The sequence below is a fragment of the Streptomyces europaeiscabiei genome, from assembly GCF_001550375.1.
Lineage (GTDB): Bacteria > Actinomycetota > Actinomycetes > Streptomycetales > Streptomycetaceae > Streptomyces > Streptomyces europaeiscabiei.
Map to the genome: position 1 here is coordinate 1 of NZ_LRTR01000202.1, position 19,582 is coordinate 19,582.

Sequence of the window (19,582 nt, forward strand, 5' to 3'; positions counted from 1 at the left end):
GCCGGAGCCGCCGGCCGTCCCTCCCCCGGCGGGGCGGACCCGTCCACCCCGGGCGCCATGGGGCGCCCCGCCCCCGACGATCCGGCCGACTGGCCCGCCGCTCCGCACAGGTTCCGCCGTGACCGGCAGTACCAAATGCTGGGCGGTGTCTGTGCCGGGCTCGGGCGGCAGTGCGACATGGATCCGGTGATCTTCCGAGTGGTGCTCGCGGTCCTCTCCGCGACCGGCGGCTTCGGCCTCATCTTCTACGGCTTCGCCTGGCTGTTGGTGCCGTACGACGACGAGGAGGAGAACGAGGTACGCAAGCTGCTGACCGGCCGGGTCGACGGCCAGGCCCTCACGGCCGTGCTCTTCGCGCTGGTCGGCTGCGGCGTCTTCCTCAGCCTGCTGAGCAACACGACCGTCCTGACCTTCTCCGTGGTCGTCTCCCTGCTCCTGGCCGGCGCGGGGTACTGGTCGCAGCAGCGCGGTGCCCCCGATCCCGATCCGCTCGCCGCGCAGGCGGTGGCCGACGCCCCACCGGAGGCCAAGGCACCGCCCGTGGCCTCCGCCTACCCCTCCTGGTGGCGCGACCCGATCATCAAGGACGGAACGCATGTGGGCGGCACGGGCTATCTGTGGGGGCCGTGGGGGATTCGCGACCGGGACATGGCGGCGGCCGTCAACATCGCCCAGGGTGTGCCGCCCTCCCGCCAGGACATACGCACCGTGCGGCCGCCCAAGCCGCGCGGTCCGCGCTGGACAGGCGGCTGGATCTTCCTGCTCGCGCTGCTCGCCGGCGGCCTCGGCACCGGCGCGACCTGGGAGGACCGCGCTCTCGCCACCAGCCTGCAGACCGGCCTGGCCTGCGCACTGACCGTGTTCGGCCTGGGCATAGCCCTGAGCGCCTTCCTCGGCCGTACGGGAGCGGGGTCGATCTTCCTGGCCGTGGTCACGGCTGGACTCCTGGCGTGCACGGCGGCGCTCCCGACGAACATCACGACCGACTGGGTCCGTACGGACTGGACACCGCGGAACGCGGAGAGCGTGGCGGCCCGGTACAAGCTGGGGACCGGCGTGGGCACGCTGGACCTTTCCAAGGTGGACATACCGAAGGGAGGGACGCTGACGACGAGCGTGGAGGTGGGCGCGGGCAAGGTGAAGGTGGTGGTCCCGCCCGACGTCACCGTGCGGCTCGACGTCGAGGTGGGCCTCGGTGACATCCAGTTGCCGGGTGACGGCAAGGAGGACGTGGACGTGGCACCGGACAGGAGCGATCGACTGACGCTGTCCCCCGTAAAGGGCTCGGACCGTGGCGGCACGCTCACCATCGACCTCGAAGTCGGTCTTGGACAGGCGGAGGTGGCCCGTGCTGCGTCATGAGTTCCGCCCGGGGAAGCTCATAGCCGGCCTCTTCCTCACGGCCGCCGGTGTCGCGTACCTCGGCGACGCGGGAGAGGCCTGGGAAACCCGTTGGTTCGTCGTGATACCGCTCGTCGTCGGAGGGCTGTGTCTGGCAGGGGCAGCAGGTCTTCTGAACCATGCGATACGGGGACGCCGGGCGTCCGGACGGACGGGGCCGATGGGGCCGACAGGGCCGACAGGGCCGACAGGGCCGACAGGGCCGACAGGGCCGACAGGGCCAGGGGATGCGACCGGGCCCGACAGAAGCGGCGGGGGCTGAAGGCGCGACGGGTGCGAAGGGGGTGCCAGGTCCGAGAGGGTCCGCGGGATGAACCGGAGCGGCCGGGACCACGCGGATGAGTCGAAGCTGCCAGGGCGTGGCGGGACGAGCGGGAGTGGCAGAGCAAGCAGGAGGGACGCGAGCTGCCCGGGGGCAGGGACGCGTGGGTTCGGCCGGCCAGGGTCGGCACGGGCGGGATCGGCAGGGGTGAGGTCGGCACCGGCAATATCGGCCGGGAGAGTGGGGAGGTGAGACAGGCAAGGGCAGGGGCGGGGCCGTAGGAAAGAGCCGAGCGCCCGGCCCGGATGCGTGACGTGGCTTGCCAGGACGCCGCCCGTGCGGGTGACGTCCGGAGTCCGCCGCCGACCGGCCGGTCTGCTGTGCGGGCTGAGGCGAGCCCTGGTCGCGGTACCTGCTGGGGGCTGCGCCACGGGGCTTGGCTCCGTCGGGACCGGCCGGGCGGGGCCCTGAGGTGAAGCCGGACGCATGACGCAGGGGGCTCAGCCGGGACCGCTGGGGCGCTGTGGCTGAGCCGTCGTGGCGAGCTGTGCGGGTGCGGTGGTGAGCCGTGGTCGGGGCGCTGAGAGGTTCAGCGGTAGGCGCCCGCGCGGTGCCTGCTGCCGCCGTGGCGGCGGGAGCGGATGGCTGCGTCCACGGAGAGGACCGGAGCGCCGGCGAGGATCAGGGGAAGCCAGGCCATGAGGTAGGGGAGGTCGTTGCCGTAGTAGTACGGGGATGCCGACCAGCTGACTGTCAGCCAGAGGCTGAGGGAGATCAGGGCGCCGCCGAAGGCGGCGAGGCGCGTGAGGAGGCCGAGGAGGGTACCGATGCCGACGGCGAGTTCGCCGAGGGCGATGGCGTAGCCGAAGCCGACAGGGTTGTTGAGTGCCATGTCGATCATGGCTGGGATGGCGGAGGAGTCTCTTGCGGCGCTCATCATGTCGCCGATGGAGCCGGAGCCGGAGTCCGCCAGGAACGCGCTGTCGGTGAGTTTGTCCAGGCCGGCGTAGATGAAGGTGACGGCGAGGAAGACGCGTAGGGGCAGCAGGGCGTAGCGGGTGGCTGTGTCCCGCCAGTCGGGGCCGCCGTCGAGGTAGGGGGCGTGGGAGTCCGTGCGAATGCCGTGAGTCATGGTCTGCGCCGCCTCTTGTCCGCCGTGCCGTTGACCCCTCGACAGACGATACGTTCGCAGGGGTGGGGGTGCTCAATGGTTCGGACGCACTTTTCCGGGTCGAAGTGCCTTGTCGGGAGTCGGGCTGTGGCCTCGGGGTGGCAGCTTCCCCAAGGACCGACCCGGGCTCGAGCCACCCGGGCTCGACCCTCGACGCCGGCCCGCGGCCCAGGGCCCGATCGAGTTCATGCCGCCCAGGCTGATGTCGCCGAGACCCCCGCCGGGTGGCGGTTGCTCAGTCCGCTGAGACCTCGATCGTGTAGCGGTTGGTTTCCACGCCGGCGGCTGTGACGACCTGGACATCGACCTTGCCGGGTTCGACGTCGGCGGGGACGGGGGCGGTGAGGACGGCGTCGGTGGGGTTGTCGAAGCCGCCGGCGACGGGGACGAGAGGGACGTGGACGTGGACGGGGCCGATGCGGACGACCATGCGGGAGAGGCTGTCGGCGGTCTGGGCACCGGGTGGGACGAAGCCGGCGCCGCGGATCTCGATGTCGTCGCCGTTGCGGATGGGGGCGTCGAGGTCGCCGGCCTCGCGGGCGCGGACGACGGAGAGGATGACGGGGCGGCCGCCCTCGGCGTATTTACCGGCGACGTAGGTGGCTGCGGAGACCAGGACGAGGAGGGCCAGACCCCAGGGAAGGTCGGGGAGTTGGTCGGGGCGGCGGGCCAGGCGGACCGCCGCGAAGATGAGGGCGACGGCGCAGATGATCACGTACTGGATGTCCGTGAAGCTGCCTCGGCCCGAGTCGTCGGTGAGGAGGTCGGCGGCGCGGGGGCGGTGGGCGCGGACCTTCTGCAGACGCTGGGACAGGACACGGAGGCCCACGACACGGCGGACCAGGACCGCGATGCCGCAGACGACGGCCAGGACGGTCACGATGCCCGCGCCGCGGGCGAGGTCGAGGCCGGCGATGAGAGCGTCGCGTTCGCGGTGATCGGAGGCGGCGGCCAGGCGACCGACCAGGACGAGGACCGCGAAGACGACGAAGAGCACCCACCCGGCCGCGATCGCGCGGGAGGTGGAGAGACGGTTGTCCTCGCCGATGACGGGGGCGAGGGCTCCGCCGCGTGCCCGGTGCAGATATCCGGCGCCCGTCAGGGCCGTGGCCACCAGCAGGGCGGCGAGCAGTCCGGCGGTGCGGGCGACCGTCCAGCCCGCACCGATCGCGGTGAGGGACTGAACGAGGAGGAGGGTCACGACGGCGGCCCAGACGACGATCGCGGTACGCAGCCACAGGCGGGCGAGCCAGGCCTCGCCCTCGACGCGGCCGCGTTCGGCGACGAGGGCCGCGGACTGGGTGAGTTCGTCGGAGACCCACTGCCGGGAAGCGGACGCGGAGTGCGCGACAGCCGCCGGCAGCCCCTGCCCGGACGCGAACTCCTCCCGCTTCGACAGGAACTCGGCGACCGCGCGCCGGTGTCCCGCACGCGCCCCGTGCGGGCAGTCCCCGCACGTGCACCTGCCTTCATGGGCGCCCGCGCCCATGCCCCCTCTCGCCTCCTGCACCGCCACGCCCGAGCCCGCCTTCCCGCGCGCGTCCGCCTCCGCGTCCGCGTCCCTCGGCATTCGCCGCCATCGTCATTGCCGTTGTCGTCATCGCCGTCGTCGGCGCCTTCATCGGCGCCTTGTCAGCGCTGTCATGGGCGCCTTCGTGGACGACCTCGTAGTCGTCGCCGGGGGTCGTGCGTACGCCCGCTCACTACCACAGCCGTGCTGCCGTACAACTGCCCTGCGATGACAGCGCATTGTGCCGTACGGAACACGGCCCGCGTCCGGCAGGTCCACTCCGCGCAAGAGAACCCCGGGGTGAAGTCCCGGTGCCCGTGTTGACCCGGCTGCGAGAATCTCCCCAGCGCCGAGATCACCCAGCGGGACGGGACCTGGGCCTTCGACGGCGGCACGGTCCGGATCACGTCGGGCCCGCACCGTTTCGTGGCGCTGTTCCGGCAGGCGCCGCGCCGTTCCCCGCGCCCCTTTCGGGAGCCTCTGTTCAGCTCAACAGATCCGGCTCACTCCTGCTGATGTCCTGCCACAGCGGCTGATAGTTGATCCACGCCACCAGATCTCCGCCCGCCTGCTCCCGCGTCGCCGCGGCCAGCCGGTGTTCGATCAACAGCGGCCGTCCCGCGGCCTTCGCGGTGAGCTGCACCTGAGCGGAGCGTTCCATCGAGAGGAACCACCACGCCGCCGCGTCGACCGAGTCGCCGACCGTCAGCAGGCCGTGGTTGCGCAGCACGAGTGCCTTGCGGCTGCCGAGCACGCCGGCGATGCGGCGGCCCTCGTCCGCGTCCACCGCGACGCCCGTGTAGTGGTCGTAGAGCGCCTGGTCCTCGTAGAACGCGCAGGATTCCTGGGTGATCGGGTCGAGCAGGTCGCCGAGCGCGGCCAGCGCGCGGCCGTGCACGGAGTGACAGTGCGCGACCGCGACGACGTCGGGTCGGGCGGCGTGCACCTGGGCGTGGACGGTGAAGGCGGCCTGGTTCACGTGGTAGCGGCCCTCGATCACCTGCCCGTCCTGGTTGGCGAGGACCAGGTCACTCACCGTGACGTGCTTGAACGGCATCCCGAACGGATTGACCCAGAAACAGTCGCTGAACTCCGGGTCGCGCGCGGTGATGTGCCCCGAGACCCCCTCCTCGAACCCCAGTCTCCCGAAGATCCGCAGGGCCCCGGCCAGCCGTTCCTTGCGGTGCCGCCGCTCGTCCTCCGCCGATTCGTGCATCGGCGGCATGGCGAACCGGAGCTGGTCGGTGGGTAGGGGCAGGGGCGGTGTGGGCCCGTGCATGTGTCCTCCAGAGTGACTTCCTTTACGAAGCGGAAGTTACCGTCGGTGCCCCTGGCAGAACAGGCCCGTCCCGTGAAGAGAGTGCGCAACCGTTACGCAAGTCACGGAAACGCGCCAGCCACATGCCCTTCGCTCGGGTCGAACCGTTCGTTGTACGTCGCTCGGGGTAACCGGACAGTGGTTGTCGGGTATCCGCGCGAGACTCGACGTATGCCGGAGAATCTTTCGAACTGGGGCGCGTTCGTCGCCGCCGAACCCGAGTTCGCACAGACTGTTGAGGCGCGCTTCGGCGCCTTCACCCATCACACCCTCGCCACCCTCCGCAGGGACGGCTCACCCCGTACGACCGGGCTGGAGGTCCGGTTCGTGAACGGGGAACTGTGGCTGGGGATGATGTCGGGCTCGCTCAAGGCGCTCGACCTGCGCCGCGATCCCCGTTTCTCGCTGCAGGCCAACCCGGGCCCCGGCACGGAGATGGGTGGCGGTGACGTAAGGGTGAGCGGGCGGGCGGTCGAGGTCGACGACCCCGCGGTCAAGGCGGCGTACGGCGAGGAAGGCGAGGCGAGCGGCCAGGGGAGCGGCGGGGAAGGCGCCAACGGCACCGCCGAGAAGGAGAGCGGAGACGCCGAAGAGGTGGAACCGCCGGAGCCGTTCCACCTCTTCCGCACCGAGCTGACGGAGGTCGTATGGACCTACGTCGAGGACGACAGGTACCTGGTCGTCCAGGTCTGGAAGCCCGGAGAGCCGATGCGGACTCTCAAGCGGACCTGACGATCAAGCGGGATCTACTCCCACTCGATGGTGCCCGGGGGCTTGCTCGTCACGTCGAGGACCACGCGGTTGACGTCCGCGACCTCGTTGGTGATGCGGGTCGAGATCTTCGCGAGGACCTCGTACGGCAGCCGGGACCAGTCGGCGGTCATGGCGTCCTCGGAGGAGACCGGGCGAAGGACGATGGGGTGGCCGTAGGTGCGGCCGTCGCCCTGGACACCGACGGACCGGACGTCCGCCAGCAGCACCACCGGGCACTGCCAGATGTCACGGTCGAGGCCGGCCGCCGTCAGCTCCTCGCGGGCGATGGCGTCGGCCTCGCGGAGCAGGTCGAGCCGGTCCTTGGTGACCTCGCCGACGATCCGGATGCCGAGGCCGGGGCCGGGGAACGGCTGACGCTGGACGATCTCCTCCGGGAGCCCCAGCTCCTGGCCGACCATCCGGACCTCGTCCTTGAAGAGCTGGCGGAGCGGCTCGATCAGCTTGAACTCGAGGTCCTCCGGCAGGCCCCCCACGTTGTGGTGGGACTTGATGTTGGCCGTGCCGGTGCCGCCACCGGACTCGACGACGTCCGGGTAGAGGGTGCCCTGGACGAGGAACGCCACCTCGGGGCCCTCGTCGGCGATGATCTCCGCCTGGGCCTGCTCGAAGACGCGGATGAACTCGCGGCCGATGATCTTCCGCTTCTGCTCGGGGTCGGAGACCCCGGCGAGCGCCGTGAGGAACCGCTCCTCCGCGTCCACGACCTTCAGCTGGACGCCGGTCGCGGCGACGAAGTCCTTCTCGACCTGCTCGGTCTCGTTCTTGCGCATCAGACCGTGGTCGACGTAGACGCAGGTCAGCTGGGAGCCGATGGCCTTCTGCACGAGGGCCGCGGCGACGGCGGAGTCCACGCCGCCGGAGAGGCCGCAGATCGCGCGCTTGTCGCCGACCAGCTCGCGGATGGCCTCGACCTGCTCCTCGATGACGTTGCCGGTGGTCCAGCTCGGGGTGATGCCCGCGCCCCGGTAGAGGAAGTGCTCCAGGACCTGCTGGCCGTGCGTGGAGTGCATGACCTCCGGGTGGTACTGGACGCCGTACAGCTTCTTCTCGTCGTCCTCGAAGGCGGCGACCGGTACGACGTCGGTGGAAGCCGTCACCGTGAAGCCCTCGGGGGCGGCGGAGCAGGCGTCGCCGTGGGACATCCACACGGACTGCTCGCCGGGGGTGCCCTCGAAGAGGGTGCTGCCGGCCTTGGAGACATGGAGGGGCGTACGGCCGTACTCGCGCGCCCCCGTGTTGTCGACCGTGCCGCCGAGGGTCGTGGCCATCAGCTGGAAGCCGTAGCACATGCCGAAGACGGGGACGCCGGCCTCGAAGAGCGCGCGGTCGAGACGGGGGGCGCCCTCGGCGTAGACCGAGGAGGGGCCGCCGGAGAGGATGATCGCCGCCGGGTTCCTGGCGAGCATCTCCGCGACCGGCATGGTGCTCGGCACGATCTCGCTGTAGACCCGGGCCTCGCGGACCCGTCGGGCGATGAGCTGGGCGTACTGGGCGCCGAAGTCGACGACCAGGACGGTGTCGGGGACGGCGGCAGCGGGGTTCGCTGATGACACGGGGTGCCTTCCGGCGGTCGGGCGGGGGTCTGTGCGGTCGAGTCTACCGGGGTGCCGACTCCCCCAGTGGGCCCACTGGGAGGCTCCGCCCCCAGGCGCCCGAGGACCTCTGCCCACCCCACCACCCGGCTCGGGCCCGGAAGGCTCCGCCGCACCGCCATGGCATACTGACCCCCATGCTCACGCACCCGACCTTCCTCTTTACCTATGGCAACCGGCCCACCGGCTGCCATGGTCGTGTTGCTTGAGTCACTGACGAGCGACTTCCCCAGGCGCCCCGGGCCGACAAGGTCCGGGGCGTCTGGCGTTCTCCGGGTCCTACCGCTTCGGGGAGCCTCTTCCGACCTTCCGACGAGGAGCCTCCTATGACCGCCATCGACGTGACCGCCATCGACATGACCGGCGCCCGTACTTCCGAGGCGGCCGGTGTGATCACCGGCGCCCGTGAGCGCATCGACGCGCTGGACGACCGGATCATCGGCCTGATCCAGGAACGGGTGGCGGTCTCCACCGTGATCCAGGACGCCCGGATCGAGTCCGGCGGCCGCCGGGTGAACCTCTCCCGCGAGATGGAGATCCTGGCCCACTACAGGGACGCCCTCGGCAGGCCCGGCACCGCGCTCGCCATGACCCTGCTGGAGCTGTGCCGGGGTCGCATCTGACCGGCGCACGTACGTACGCCTGCCGTCTCACCCGTACGGCGCGTGACCGTCGTACGGCACGCTTCGTTGGTGTCGGTGTCCGTGCCAGCCAGGTCCGGGCCCGAAAGAACCACGCGTGGCTCCGCTGGAGCGATGAGGCGTACGGATCGTGCCGTGCGCCGTGGGACCTCGCTCCAGGGTTGTGACCGGACGGCAGGGGACAGCAGCCCGGTCACGCAAGAGAACGGTCGGCTCCGGGGACGCCCGGGGCCGTCCGGCGGAACTGTTCCGGGGCGGTCGAAGCGGTTGCGGAGGCCGTTGTCCGTCCCTCACGATGCGGAACGGTCCGCTACCGAACGGCCTGGGTCGACACCAGGCGCACGCCCCGGTGCGCCGGGGCGCCGACCCCTGTTCCACCTTCCGAGCCAGCGGCGCAATCCCCCGGCGCCGCTTCGAGGCACCGGCGCTGCCCTGACGTCGGTGCTGACGCAGAAGGGCCCCGCGGCTTCCGTCCCGCGGGGCCCTTCGTCATGCGTGGTCCGCTCAGCCGGCGACCTTCTCCACCTTCGCGACCTGCGCGTCGAGGATCTCGTCCGGCACCTCGGCCTTGTCCGCGTCGAGCATGTTCATCGAGTAGAACCCGATGAGCGTCGAGCCGCTGCGCACCACCGTGAAGGACATCGGGATCTTCGCCCCCTCGATGTCGGCCTTCAGCTTGTACGCGACGGCCTCGTCCCCCTGCTTCGGGGCAGCGAGGGCCTCGATGTCGGTGTACTTGTTGCCGACGTGCTCGTACCCGTCGCAGTTCTCCGTCGCCTTGCGCAGGTCGGCGATGACCTTCTCGGCGCCGCTCTCCTCATGCGCGGCAAGGGCGAGGGAGATGACGCTGGCGGAGAGCTCGTCCTCCGCGGTGAGGGTGCGTCCGGCGCGGGCCTTCGGCTGCGGGTCCGAGGTGAAGTTGAACATGTTCGCGAGCGGCTGGCAGGTGGCCGGCTCCGCGGGAACGGGCACGGCCGGCATGTCCTCCGCGGGCATGTCGGCGATCTTGTAGCCCTTGACGTCACCCTTCGCGAGGGCGGCCTCCTTCAGCTGGGCCTCGGTCAGCGCGGCCTTCCCTGCCCCGTCCTGCTCGTTCTTCGCGTCCCCGGCGGCCGTGGCGCTACCGGCGGCCGACGGCTTGGCATCCGCGTCCTTACCCCCGTCGCCCCCACCGCACGCCGCGGTGAACCCCAGCGCGGCCGCGACCGAGACGGCCACCGCCGCCCGCGACATCGTCGACTTCATGTCCCCCACCTTCATGTCCCCCACCCTTACGGCTTTCATCACATGCCTCACAGAGGCCTCGCAGGCCACATCAGATCATGTGTGCGACATGGCACCACAACCGGTTTCGGGTATCACTTCAGCCCCAGCCGCACGTGACTCACGTCACACGAAAAAACTGTCATCACAGGGGCAACCCTTCACACCACTCACGAGTCACACCTGGCACACGAGAGAAGGACCCGCACTCGGAGGGGGGTGCGGGTCCTTCTCTGCTGTCATGTTCCTTGTGCCGCTTCCCGAGTCCGGGCCGACTACTTCCTCTACTTCTTCGGCGGTACCTTCGGCACCGGCATCAGCGGCAGCCGCAGCGCGCCGAAGGCGTCCGCCGGGACCGCCGGGTGCAGGGGCTCGACCGGGCTGAGGCGTTCGTAGCCGGAGCCGGAGGCCGGGCGGTGGTCGGGCTCGCCGTTGTTGGGCCAGTACGACATCGCGCGCTCGGCCTGCGCGGTGATGGTCAGGGAAGGGTTCACGCCCAGGTTCGCGGAGACGGCGGCGCCGTCGACGACGGAGATGCCGGGGTGGCCGTAGAGACGGTGGTAAGGGTCGATCACGCCGTCGGCCGCGGTGGCGCCGATGGGGCAGCCGCCGAGGAAGTGCGCGGTGAGCGGGGTCCCCATCAGTTCGCCCACGTTGCTGCCGGCGAAGCCGTTGATCTCGGCGGCGAGGGTGGAGGCGGCCGTCGAAGCGGCCTCGATCTGCTTGGGGTTGGGCGCGCCGTGACCCTGACGTGCCGTCAACAGCCCCTTGCCCAGGCCCTTCGCCTTCAGGTGCGTCGACAGGGAGTTGTCCAGGGACTGCATCACCAGGCCGATGATGGTCCGCTCCGACCAGCGGCGGTTGGAGAGGGAACGGGCCACCAGCAGGGGGTGCTTGGCCGCGTACGCCAGCCAGCCGAGCACGCGGGAGGCGTCCGACGCGGTGCCGCCCGCGTACGGGACCTGGAGGATCGACAGGCCGCCCATCGCGTTGGAGCCCCTGCCGTAGCGGACCGGCTCGATGTGGGTGTTCTCGTCGGGGTGGATGGAGGAGGTGATCGCCACACCCCGGGTGAAGTCGACCTCGGGCACGCCGTGGGCCTTGCGGTAGCGGCGCCTGTCGGTCTGGGCGCCGACCAGGGCCTCCGAGTTGGTGCGGGTCAGCATGCCCAACCGGTCCGAGATGTGCGGCAGTTGACCGTTCGCCTTCATACGGTGCAGCAGGGTCTGGGTGCCGTAGGTGCCGGCCGCGAGGACGACCCGCCGGGCCTTCAGCACCCGGGACGCGCCCTTGCGGCGCTCGTCGGTCGGGAGGGTCGTGACGGCGTAGCCGCCCTGCGAGTCCTCGGTGAGGGCGACGACCGTGGTCATCGGGTGGACGACCGCGCCCGCCTTCTCGGCGAGGTGGAGGTAGTTCTCGTTGAGGGTGTTCTTCGCGCCGTGGCGGCAGCCGGTCATGCACTCGCCGCACTCGGTGCAGGCGTTGCGGGCGGGGCCCGCGCCGCCGAAGTAGGGGTCCGCCACCTGCTCGCCGGGGGCTGCCTTCGCCTTGCCGTCGGCGTCCTCGCCGTCGCCGAAGAAGACACCGACCGGGGCGAGGTGGAAGCTGTCACCGACACCCATCCGCTCGGCGGCGGCCTTCAGGTGCACGTCCGACGGGGTCATCGTCGGGTTGAGCCGTACGCCGAGCATGCGGCGGGCCTGGTCGTAGTGCGGCTTCAGCTCCTCCTGCCAGTCGGTGATGTCCTTCCACTGGGGATCCTCGAAGAACGGTTTCGGCGGTATGTAGAGGGTGTTGGCGTAGTTGAGGGAGCCGCCGCCCACACCGGCTCCGGCCAGCACCATGACGTTGCCCAGCAGATGGATGCGCTGGAGGCCGTACATGCCGAGGGCCGGGGCCCACAGGTAGTTCTTCAGGTCCCAGGAGTTCCTGGGGAGGGTGGCGCGGGTGAAGCGGCGGCCCGCCTCCAGGACACCGACTCGGTAGCCCTTCTCCGTGAGGCGGAGGGCGGTCACCGAGCCGCCGAAGCCTGATCCGACCACGATGACGTCGTAGTCGTAAGCGTCTTGAGGCACGTTTGCTCCTCGTTGAGTGTCCGTGCGGGCCGTCCGTGGTCGCTCGCGCCGTTCCCCCCGCCGCGCCCCCGAGAAGGGGCGCGGCCTCAGCGCAGCCTCAGTGCCTTCATCGCCCTCAGACTGCGGCTCATGAACTGGGCGTACTTCTCGTCGTCCATGCCGAGGGACGGGGCCATCGGGAGCAGGCGCTGCTGGGCGACCGTCTGGGCCTCGGTGTACTTGAGGATGCCCTCGGAGCCGTGGCGGCGGCCGAGGCCGGAGTCCTTCATGCCGCCCATCGGGGACTGGACGCTGCCGTAGGCGGAGGCGTAGCCCTCGTTGACGTTGACGGTGCCGGCGCGCACACGGGAGGCGACCTCGCGGCCGCGGCGGCCGTCCTTGGTCCAGACGGAGGCGTTGAGGCCGTACGCCGTGGAGTTGGCCTCCGCGATGGCCTCGTCCTCGTCCGTGAAGCGGTAGATGGAGACGACCGGGCCGAAGGTCTCCTCCGTGCACACGGACATGGGTTCCGTGACGCCGTCGAGGATCGTGGGCTCGTAGAAGTAGGGGCCGATGTCGGGGCGGGCCACGCCGCCCGCGACGACCTTCGCGCCCTTCTCCACTGCCTCGTCGACGTGGCGGGTGACGGTCTCCAGCTGGCGTTCGCCGACGAGGGAGCCCATCTCGGCGCCGTACGCGAGGGACTTGCCGAGACGCATGGCCTTCGTGCGTGCGGCGAAGCGCTGCACGAAGGCGTCGGCGATGGACTCGTGGACGTACAACCGCTCGATGGAGATGCAGAGTTGGCCGGCGGAGGAGAAGCAGGCGCGGACGGCGCCCGCGGCCGCCTTCTCTATGTCCGCGTCCTGAAGGACCAGCATCGCGTTCTTGCCGCCGAGTTCGAGGGAGACGCCGACCAGACGGGCCGCGGCGCCCTGGGCGACCTCGCGGCCGGTGCGGGTGGATCCGGTGAAGGAGACGTAGTCGGCGTGCCTGACGACCTCGGGGCCGATGACGGGGCCCTCGCCGAGGACGACCTGGAAGACGTCGGCGGGCAGCCCGGCCTCGATGAGCAGGTCACGGGCCCACAGGGCGGTCAGGCAGGTCTCCGTGTCGGGCTTCATCACGACCGCGTTGCCCGCCACGAAGGCGGGGATCGCGTCGCCGACCGAGAGTTCGAGCGGGTAGTTCCAGGGGGCGATCTGACCGATCACCCCGCGCGGATGGCGCAGCTCGGTGACCTTGGTGAGGGTCGGTACGGCGCCGGTGTGCCGCTTCGGCTTCAGGTAGAAGGGGGCCTTGCGGCCGTAGTGGCGGGCGGCGACCGCGACGGCCTGGACCTCCTCGTGGGCGTGGAGGCGGGCCTTGCCGGTCTCCAGCTGGATGAGGTCGAGCACCTCGGCCTGGCGTTCCAGCACCAGGTCGTGGAAGCGGAGAAGGACGGCGGCGCGCTCGCGCACGGGCCGCTGGGCCCAGACGGCCTGGGCGGCGCGGGCCCGCTCGTAGGCCTTCTCCACGTCCTCGGGCGTGGACTCCGGCAGGTCGGCCAGCTTCTCGCCGGTGAACGGCGTGTGGTTGGCGGTCCGGCCGGAGCCGACCACGCCCTTGGTGAGCTGGGCGACCAGTTCGGGGGTGACCACGTCGGCGGCGGTACGGGCGCCCTGCGGCGCTGCCGCGAGGGGGTTGGTGCCGGTCGTCCGTGCCGTGCCGGTCTTTTCGGGGGCCTGCGAGTCCGTCATGACGCGCAGGGTATTCCGGACCGGACGACTTTGGGTACCCGGCGGTAACAGGGATTCACCGGGCGTCCACACCATGCCAGTGATCGCTGGCAACGAAGTCGCTGATCAGCGCGGCGGGCGGTGCCGTGCGGGCGCGAATGCGGCGTCGATCACCCCGGCCGAATCTTCGGCGGCTCCCCGGCTCACGGATCTTCAGCCGGTCCGGTGCGCCCTTGAACACCGCCGTGCGCTTCTGTCGTCCGCCGGGTCCTGGACGGCGGGCGCGGAGCTACTTGGGCCGTCGGTCGGTGGGGCGGTGGGGGGCCCTTCCGCTAGGCCGAGCCGGGAGCTCGACCGAGCCGGGAGTGGGCAAGTGTGCCGGGCGGCGTGGGTGCCGTGCCGGACTTCCAACGCCTTGGGTGCCGTGCCGGACCCCCAACGCCGCGGGTGCCGTGCCGGACTTCCACCACTCCCCCTAACGCCACCGGTCCCACAGCCGCTGCGCCCACCCGTACCGTTCGCGGTGCTTGGGCAGGGCCGTGCGGCCGACCGCGGCGGCGAGCTTGCGCAGTCGGCGCCAGTCCAGGGGCGGCTTGGGCTCGGGAACGCCGGGGCGGTCGCGGGGCACACGGACGCGCAGGGCCTTCGGCGAGACCCGGCAGTGGACGGGGGTGGGCAGGAGGAGGGCCTCACCGTCGACGCCGACCTCGATCTCGGGCCGGTCGGCCTCGACGACGATCTCGTCGGCGACGAGGAGGCTGAGCCCGGGGGCGTTCGGGCCGAGGACCATTCCGGCGGCCTCGGCGGCGCTGTCGACGCGGACGCCGACGACGCCCAGCACTCCGGCGTCCAGCCGTTCACGGCGGCCGAGGCCGACGAGGTCGTCGCTGCGGTAGACGTTGTTGCTGACGAGGACTGCCTGGGGCGCGTCGATGACGGCGTCCCCGATGCGGGCGGTGAGCCGCGGTCCTCGCTGGTGCGTGAGCAGTTCGGGCAGCAGCTCCAGGGTGGTGCGGACCTTGTCGTCGCGGTAGGCGGGGCTCTGCACCACGGCGGCGTACGCCCCGAAGGAGGCGTTGTTGACGAAGGGGTGGCCGCTGGCGTAGCCGAGGTCGACGTGGAGTTCGACGCCCTTGTCGGTGAGGGCGTCGAGGCAGGCGGCGGGGTTGTCGCGGTCGAGGCCGAGGTCCATGGCGAAGTGGTTGCGGGTGCCGGCGGAGATGACGAGGAGGGGGACGTCGTACGCCGCCGCGATGGCGGCGACCTGGGCCTGGGTGCCGTCGCCGCCGGCGACGCCGAGGAGGTCGGCGCCGTTCCTGACGGCGTCCCGGGCCAGTACGGCGACGTCCTCGTGGTGCGCGGGGTCGAGCAGATGGACCGTGGCGCCGAGCCGCTCGGCCCGCTCCTTCAGCCGAAAACGTTCCACCTTTCCGCCCCCGGACCTGGGGTTCATGATGAGGAACGGGCGGGTGGGGGCGGGGGTGCGGTGCTCGGGCACGTGCACCTGGTGGGACTTGGTGCTGCTGAGGGCGAACTTGCCGGACCAGACGGCAACGGCCCACAGGGCGGCGGAGACGATCACGACCCACAGCAGGTTGACGGCGGCGAACCACCAGATGACGCCGACCGGCGCGGCCACGGCCAGCGCGCCGGCCGCGATCCGGACGACGCCGCGATGGATCAGCACCCACCACAGCGAGGCCACGGTGAGGCCGACGCCCACCACGACGCCGACGACGAGCAGCAGGCTCGCCTCGCGTGCGTAGCCGAGCGGCAGCAGTACGGCGAGTGCGGCGCAGCCGAGTGCGGCCCTGGCCGCCCAGCGCTGTCTCGCATGAGCCCACACGTCCAGGTGTTCGATGCCCACGCTCGCTCGCCCTTCGCGCCGATCATGCCCTTGACACGGCATGTTAGGGGCAGGAGGCCGGACAAGGCGATGGCTCCGGGGCACCGGCCGCGTCCCCCCTCGGCCGTCTTCACCACACGGCGAAGGGCGGCACACGAACAAGAACACTCACGAACGGTTTCGAACCAGGCATTTCACTCCAACTACCGTACCCACTTGGCAGTTGTTCGAGTGGGCCGCCTATAGTCCGGTTGCTCGCGCGCGCAGGCCGTGTGGGCGCTTCCCCTGCTGCGGACGTCACGGTCGGATCGCGCGCCCGGGGGCAACGGTCGCCTGCCGTCGGGACGTTCGAAGGACAGGTGGCCGTGCGTCGGCTCTGGGGTTGTCTGATTCTCTGCGCTGCGACAGTCGCGGCCCTCCTCATCTCGGACACGCGCGACAGCGCGGCGGCCGACCGCAACGAGGCCACGTACTCCTACGGTTCGCACACCCGGCAGACCCTCGACGCCTACTGGAACGCCGCCGGTGCGGAACAGGACGGGAAACAGGCGGGCATCGTGATCCTGCACGGCGGTCACTGGTCCGAGGACACCGGCTGGGCCACCTGGTCGCGCAGCTTCGCGGACGCCGGGTACGCCGTCTTCGCCGTCGACTACCGGCTGAACTTCGACGCCCCCTGGCCCGCCCAGCGGACCGACGCCCTGTCGGCGCTCGACTGGATCCGCGACCACGCCGCCGACTTCGACCTCGACACCAACCGGCTGGTGCTTCTGGGCTCCTCCTCCGGCGGCCAGTTGGCGACCACGGTCGCGACCTACCGCTCCGGCAACCACGACCTCGACGGCGTGGTGGCCCTGTCCCCCGTGGTCTCCCCGTACCGCGCCTGGCAGGACGGCAACGCCGCCACCGCGACGGACGGGCAACGCAGGCTCCGCGACAACGCCGTCGTTCTGGCGCGCTGCTCCCCGGCTGTGACGGGCACCGACACCTCTTCCACGCACCCCGGTTGCCGGGAGACCTGGAACGACATGGCGGCCAACAGCCGCGCCTCGGGTGCCGACGACGCCCCCATGTACCTGCTCCACTCCAAGGGCGACCCCGTGCCCGTTCAGCACTCGCTCGACCTGGAAGCGGCCGAGGAGACTGACCACAACATGCCCGCCAACGGGGTCACGGTGAAGACCGTGGCCGGTTCCTCGCACGGCGGAGCGCTGCTGGACGAGCCGGGTGTGGCCGACCGGGTCCTGGCCTGGATCGCCGAGCGGACGTACTGAGCGCCGTGCAGATCACTTCCCGCTCCCCGACACGTACGGCACCGGCGGCACCGTCCGCTCGCCCTCCGCTTTCACCGTCACCGACGACCCGGCCGTCGCCGCCGCCCTCGCCCTCGCCCTCGCACTCGCACTCGCCCGAGGCGACCTACATGTGGTCGATCTTCAGGTTCGCGATGACCGTACGGGCCATCTCGCGGCCCTGCTCGGTGAAGTGCCCCTTGCCCGGATAGTCGATCCAGATCCGGTACATGTCACCGTTGCCCGCCCTGTAGTACAGGACCCGTGCCTCACGCAGCCGCGGGGCCTGGCTGTCCGTGGTCGTGTACACGATGGTGTTCTCGGCGGCCTCGTGGTCCTGGAACTTCGACTCGTGCGGCCGCCCCTTCGGCGCGGGGTCGACGGCGACGTCCAGCGTGTACTCGCCGTCCTTGACCAGCTCCCAGTCGGCGTACGCCCTGTCCAGCGCGACGCCCGGGATCTCGTTCTCCTTGTCGTCCTTCTCGACGTCCCGGTCGACGTTGATCCGGATCAGCCCGCTGGGATCGCTGTACTGCGCGAACGTGCCGTCGGTGTCGTCCGGCTCGAACTTGTCCTTCACGAAGTCCCCGGGCACGCCCACGCTCGCGGCGACCTTCGAGCCGAGGTCCCGCTGCTTCCAGCCGTCCGGCAGGGGCCCCGCGAAGGGGTCGGCGATCACCAGGTACGCCGTCACCGCCGCCGCCACGACCACCACGCCGAGCCCGACGACCGCCGCCGAGACGACCACCGCGCCGACCCCGGCGAGGGTCTTGGCCCCGATCCTGATGCCCTTGGTGTCCCCCGCCGGGGGCCCGGCGACCTGTTGGACCACCTGGGTGACCACGGGCGCCGGCGGGTTGGCGGCCGTCTCCAGCAGCTCCCGTACGCGGGCGGCGGTCGGGCGGCGCGCGGGGTCCTTCTGCAGCAGGCCGTTGATGGCCTCGGCGAGCGGGCCCGTGGCCGAGGCCGGCGCCGCGGGCGTGGCGTTGAGGACGGACTGCAGGGTCGCCGGCGTGTTGCTGCGCCGGAAGGGCGACACGCCTTCCGTGGCGGCGTAGAGGACGACGCCGAGCGACCAGAGATCCGAGGCGGGGCCTGGCCGCTGGCCCAGCACCCGCTCGGGCGCGATGTACTCGGGCGAACCGACGAAGCCGCCGGTGTCCGTCAGGTTCGTCTCGCCCTCGATCTGGGCGATCCCGAAGTCGGCGAGGACGACCCGGTCATGGCGGCCGAGGAGGACGTTGTCCGGTTTGACGTCACGGTGCAGGACGCCCGCCGCGTGCGCGGCCTCCAGCGCGCCGAGCACGTCGAGGCCGATTCTCGCGGCGTCACGCACCCCGAGGGTGCCCTCCTGGAGCGCGTCGCCCAGCGAACGCCCCCGCACCAGCTCCATCACGATCCACGGCTGGCCGTCCACGACCGCCACGTCATGCACGTTCACGACCGACGGATGATCGAGCCGGGCCGCCGCACGGGCCTCACGGCGCATCCGCTCGAAGGCGTTGGCCCGTTCGCGCTCGGGAAGATGGTCCGGTACGCGGGGCTCCTTGACGGCGACCTCACGATCCACCGTCTCGTCCTTGGCGCGCCACACCGTGCCCATGCCGCCATGGCCGAGTTTGGCGAGCAGCCGGTACCGGTCGGCGATCAGCCTTCCGGTGCCGGGTTCCTGCGGGGGCTTCGGCTGCTGCGCCGACGGCTGTTCCGGTGACGACGGCGCCGGCTGCGCCACCACCCGGGTCGGCTGCGCATACGGGTTCCCCGGGTACGGCACACTCGGCTGCGGCGGTTGCAGTCCGAAACTCGTCGGCTCATCCGGCCCGTAGCCGGCCCCTTGGCCGGATCCGTAAGGGGCGCCCCCGTTGCTGCTCATACGTTCATCTGTATCGCGGCAAGCGCTTCGGCATCCACCCCCGTCGCTTTCCGGTCACAGACCCGTGACGCGGAACACCACTTATCTCCGCTTTAGTTACGTACGAACGTGTCCACCGCCACGTCGAAGTACTCCTTCGCCTCGCTCACCTTCCCGACCGGCGCCGACACCCACACGTCGTACAGCCGCCCGTCCTGCTCCCAGCACAGGTCGTACGTGTGCCGGGGTCCCTCCGCCGCACTGAAGCCGTCCCAGGTGAACTCCCAGAGCGCGGCGGGCCGCCCATCGTGCGTGGTCTCGGCGACCCTGCCGTCGCGGTAGCCGGGGTTCGTGGAGGGCCCTTTCTCATGGGCGCGCCGCATCACCCCGGCCGGCCCGCCCTCCTCCGGATCGTCGAGCTTGATGCCGATGCGGATCATCTGCCCAGGCGACATGTAGAAGACCCGCTCCCCCTGCGGCTCCCGCGTGAAGTCGTCCGGCACGGCGAGGCTGAAGCCCTGCTCGTCCTCGGCGAGCCGATACCCCGAGGGCACGGTCGGCGCGGTGGCCGCCCGCGAACGTGTGACGGTGGGCGTGGCGTCGGCCGACGTACCGGGCGTGCCGTGTGTGCCGGATGTGCCGGATGTGCCACCGGACCCGCCGGTCGCGCCCGAGGTGGTCGGCACGCTCGTCGTACGCGACTCGCCCGGCGTCCGCGGTGCCGAACTGCTCGGCGTGCCGCCCCCGCCCTCGCCACTCCCGTCCCGCATCAGCAGCGCCGCCGCCGAGACGCCCGCTCCGGCCATCGCCGCCACCAGCGCGGCCGCGACCAGCACACTCCGGGCGGAGTACGGCTGCCGCTGCTGCGCGGGCTGCTCCCGCAGGGAC

At 71.2% G+C, this 19,582-nt stretch carries 13 protein-coding genes and 1 pseudogene; 4 read left to right on the top strand and 10 right to left on the bottom strand.

The window, feature by feature from the left end; translation table 11 throughout:
- The coding region (locus AWZ10_RS09830; protein WP_060890885.1) for a PspC domain-containing protein at positions 1-1,362 on the top strand (1,362 nt) is incomplete at its 5' end.
- Between the two features lie 890 nt (positions 1,363-2,252).
- Here AWZ10_RS09830 and AWZ10_RS09835 read toward each other — a convergent pair.
- The 3 genes from AWZ10_RS09835 to AWZ10_RS09845 form a co-directional block, all read right to left on the bottom strand.
- On the bottom strand, positions 2,253-2,795 hold the full coding sequence (locus AWZ10_RS09835; RefSeq protein WP_046703672.1) for a DoxX family protein: 543 nt from the start codon (positions 2,793-2,795) through the stop codon (positions 2,253-2,255).
- Positions 2,796-3,069: 274 nt separating this feature from the next.
- Complete coding sequence (locus tag AWZ10_RS09840) at positions 3,070-4,323, bottom strand: hypothetical protein (protein WP_060890891.1); 1,254 nt, start codon at positions 4,321-4,323, stop codon at positions 3,070-3,072.
- A gap of 505 nt (positions 4,324-4,828) precedes the next feature.
- Entirely contained in the window at positions 4,829-5,623 is a 795-nt protein-coding gene (locus AWZ10_RS09845; RefSeq protein ID WP_046703671.1) for a class II aldolase/adducin family protein, read from the bottom strand.
- A gap of 210 nt (positions 5,624-5,833) precedes the next feature.
- Between AWZ10_RS09845 and AWZ10_RS09850 the strand changes: the two genes are divergently transcribed.
- Positions 5,834-6,394, top strand: a complete 561-nt coding sequence (locus tag AWZ10_RS09850) for a pyridoxamine 5'-phosphate oxidase family protein (RefSeq protein WP_060890886.1) — start codon at positions 5,834-5,836, stop codon at positions 6,392-6,394.
- 14 nt (positions 6,395-6,408) lie between these two features.
- Here AWZ10_RS09850 and guaA read toward each other — a convergent pair whose 3' ends face one another.
- On the bottom strand, positions 6,409-7,989 hold the full coding sequence (gene guaA / locus AWZ10_RS09855; RefSeq protein ID WP_060890887.1) for a glutamine-hydrolyzing GMP synthase: 1,581 nt from the start codon (positions 7,987-7,989) through the stop codon (positions 6,409-6,411).
- A gap of 365 nt (positions 7,990-8,354) precedes the next feature.
- Here guaA and AWZ10_RS09860 point away from each other — a divergent pair, with 365 nt between their 5' ends.
- Positions 8,355-8,651 (top strand): chorismate mutase, encoded by a 297-nt coding sequence (locus tag AWZ10_RS09860; protein ID WP_078935227.1) that lies wholly within the window; start codon positions 8,355-8,357, stop codon positions 8,649-8,651.
- 522 nt (positions 8,652-9,173) lie between these two features.
- On the opposite strand, the gene AWZ10_RS09865 is transcribed toward AWZ10_RS09860, so the two are convergent.
- The 4 genes from AWZ10_RS09865 to AWZ10_RS09880 form a co-directional block, all read right to left on the bottom strand.
- The gene (locus AWZ10_RS09865) at positions 9,174-9,914 is read right to left on the bottom strand and encodes a hypothetical protein (protein ID WP_234361091.1); all 741 of its coding nucleotides are present in this window, start codon (positions 9,912-9,914) and stop codon (positions 9,174-9,176) included.
- Positions 9,915-10,216: 302 nt separating this feature from the next.
- Positions 10,217-12,007: a GMC oxidoreductase gene (locus AWZ10_RS09870; protein ID WP_060890888.1), complete on the bottom strand. Its 1,791-nt coding sequence runs from the start codon at positions 12,005-12,007 to the stop codon at positions 10,217-10,219.
- 86 nt (positions 12,008-12,093) lie between these two features.
- Entirely contained in the window at positions 12,094-13,725 is a 1,632-nt protein-coding gene (locus AWZ10_RS09875) for a succinic semialdehyde dehydrogenase (RefSeq protein ID WP_046703667.1), read from the bottom strand.
- Positions 13,726-14,179: 454 nt separating this feature from the next.
- The gene (locus AWZ10_RS09880; protein ID WP_060890889.1) at positions 14,180-15,571 is read right to left on the bottom strand and encodes a diacylglycerol/lipid kinase family protein; all 1,392 of its coding nucleotides are present in this window, start codon (positions 15,569-15,571) and stop codon (positions 14,180-14,182) included.
- Positions 15,572-15,915: 344 nt separating this feature from the next.
- Between AWZ10_RS09880 and AWZ10_RS09885 the strand changes: the two genes are divergently transcribed.
- Positions 15,916-16,824, top strand: a complete 909-nt coding sequence (locus AWZ10_RS09885) for an alpha/beta hydrolase (RefSeq protein ID WP_234361092.1) — start codon at positions 15,916-15,918, stop codon at positions 16,822-16,824.
- A 145-nt stretch (positions 16,825-16,969) separates the two neighbouring features.
- Here the strand turns inward: AWZ10_RS09885 and AWZ10_RS09890 are convergent, their stop codons facing one another.
- On the bottom strand, positions 16,970-18,715 hold the full coding sequence (locus tag AWZ10_RS09890) for a serine/threonine-protein kinase (RefSeq protein ID WP_060890890.1): 1,746 nt from the start codon (positions 18,713-18,715) through the stop codon (positions 16,970-16,972).
- Positions 18,716-18,807: 92 nt separating this feature from the next.
- Positions 18,808-19,582, bottom strand: a pseudogene (locus AWZ10_RS09895) (serine/threonine protein kinase); the annotation flags it as partial.

Coding starts and splice junctions, on each gene's coding strand:
- AWZ10_RS09860 (WP_078935227.1), top strand. CDS start 8,355: ATGACCGCCATCGACGTGACCGCCATCGACATGACCGGCGCCCGTACT.
- AWZ10_RS09840 (WP_060890891.1), bottom strand. CDS start 4,323: ATGGGCGCGGGCGCCCATGAAGGCAGGTGCACGTGCGGGGACTGCCCG.
- AWZ10_RS09845 (WP_046703671.1), bottom strand. CDS start 5,623: ATGCACGGGCCCACACCGCCCCTGCCCCTACCCACCGACCAGCTCCGG.
- AWZ10_RS09875 (WP_046703667.1), bottom strand. CDS start 13,725: ATGACGGACTCGCAGGCCCCCGAAAAGACCGGCACGGCACGGACGACC.
- AWZ10_RS09850 (WP_060890886.1), top strand. CDS start 5,834: ATGCCGGAGAATCTTTCGAACTGGGGCGCGTTCGTCGCCGCCGAACCC.
- AWZ10_RS09835 (WP_046703672.1), bottom strand. CDS start 2,795: ATGACTCACGGCATTCGCACGGACTCCCACGCCCCCTACCTCGACGGC.
- AWZ10_RS09890 (WP_060890890.1), bottom strand. CDS start 18,715: ATGAGCAGCAACGGGGGCGCCCCTTACGGATCCGGCCAAGGGGCCGGC.
- AWZ10_RS09865 (WP_234361091.1), bottom strand. CDS start 9,914: ATGAAGTCGACGATGTCGCGGGCGGCGGTGGCCGTCTCGGTCGCGGCC.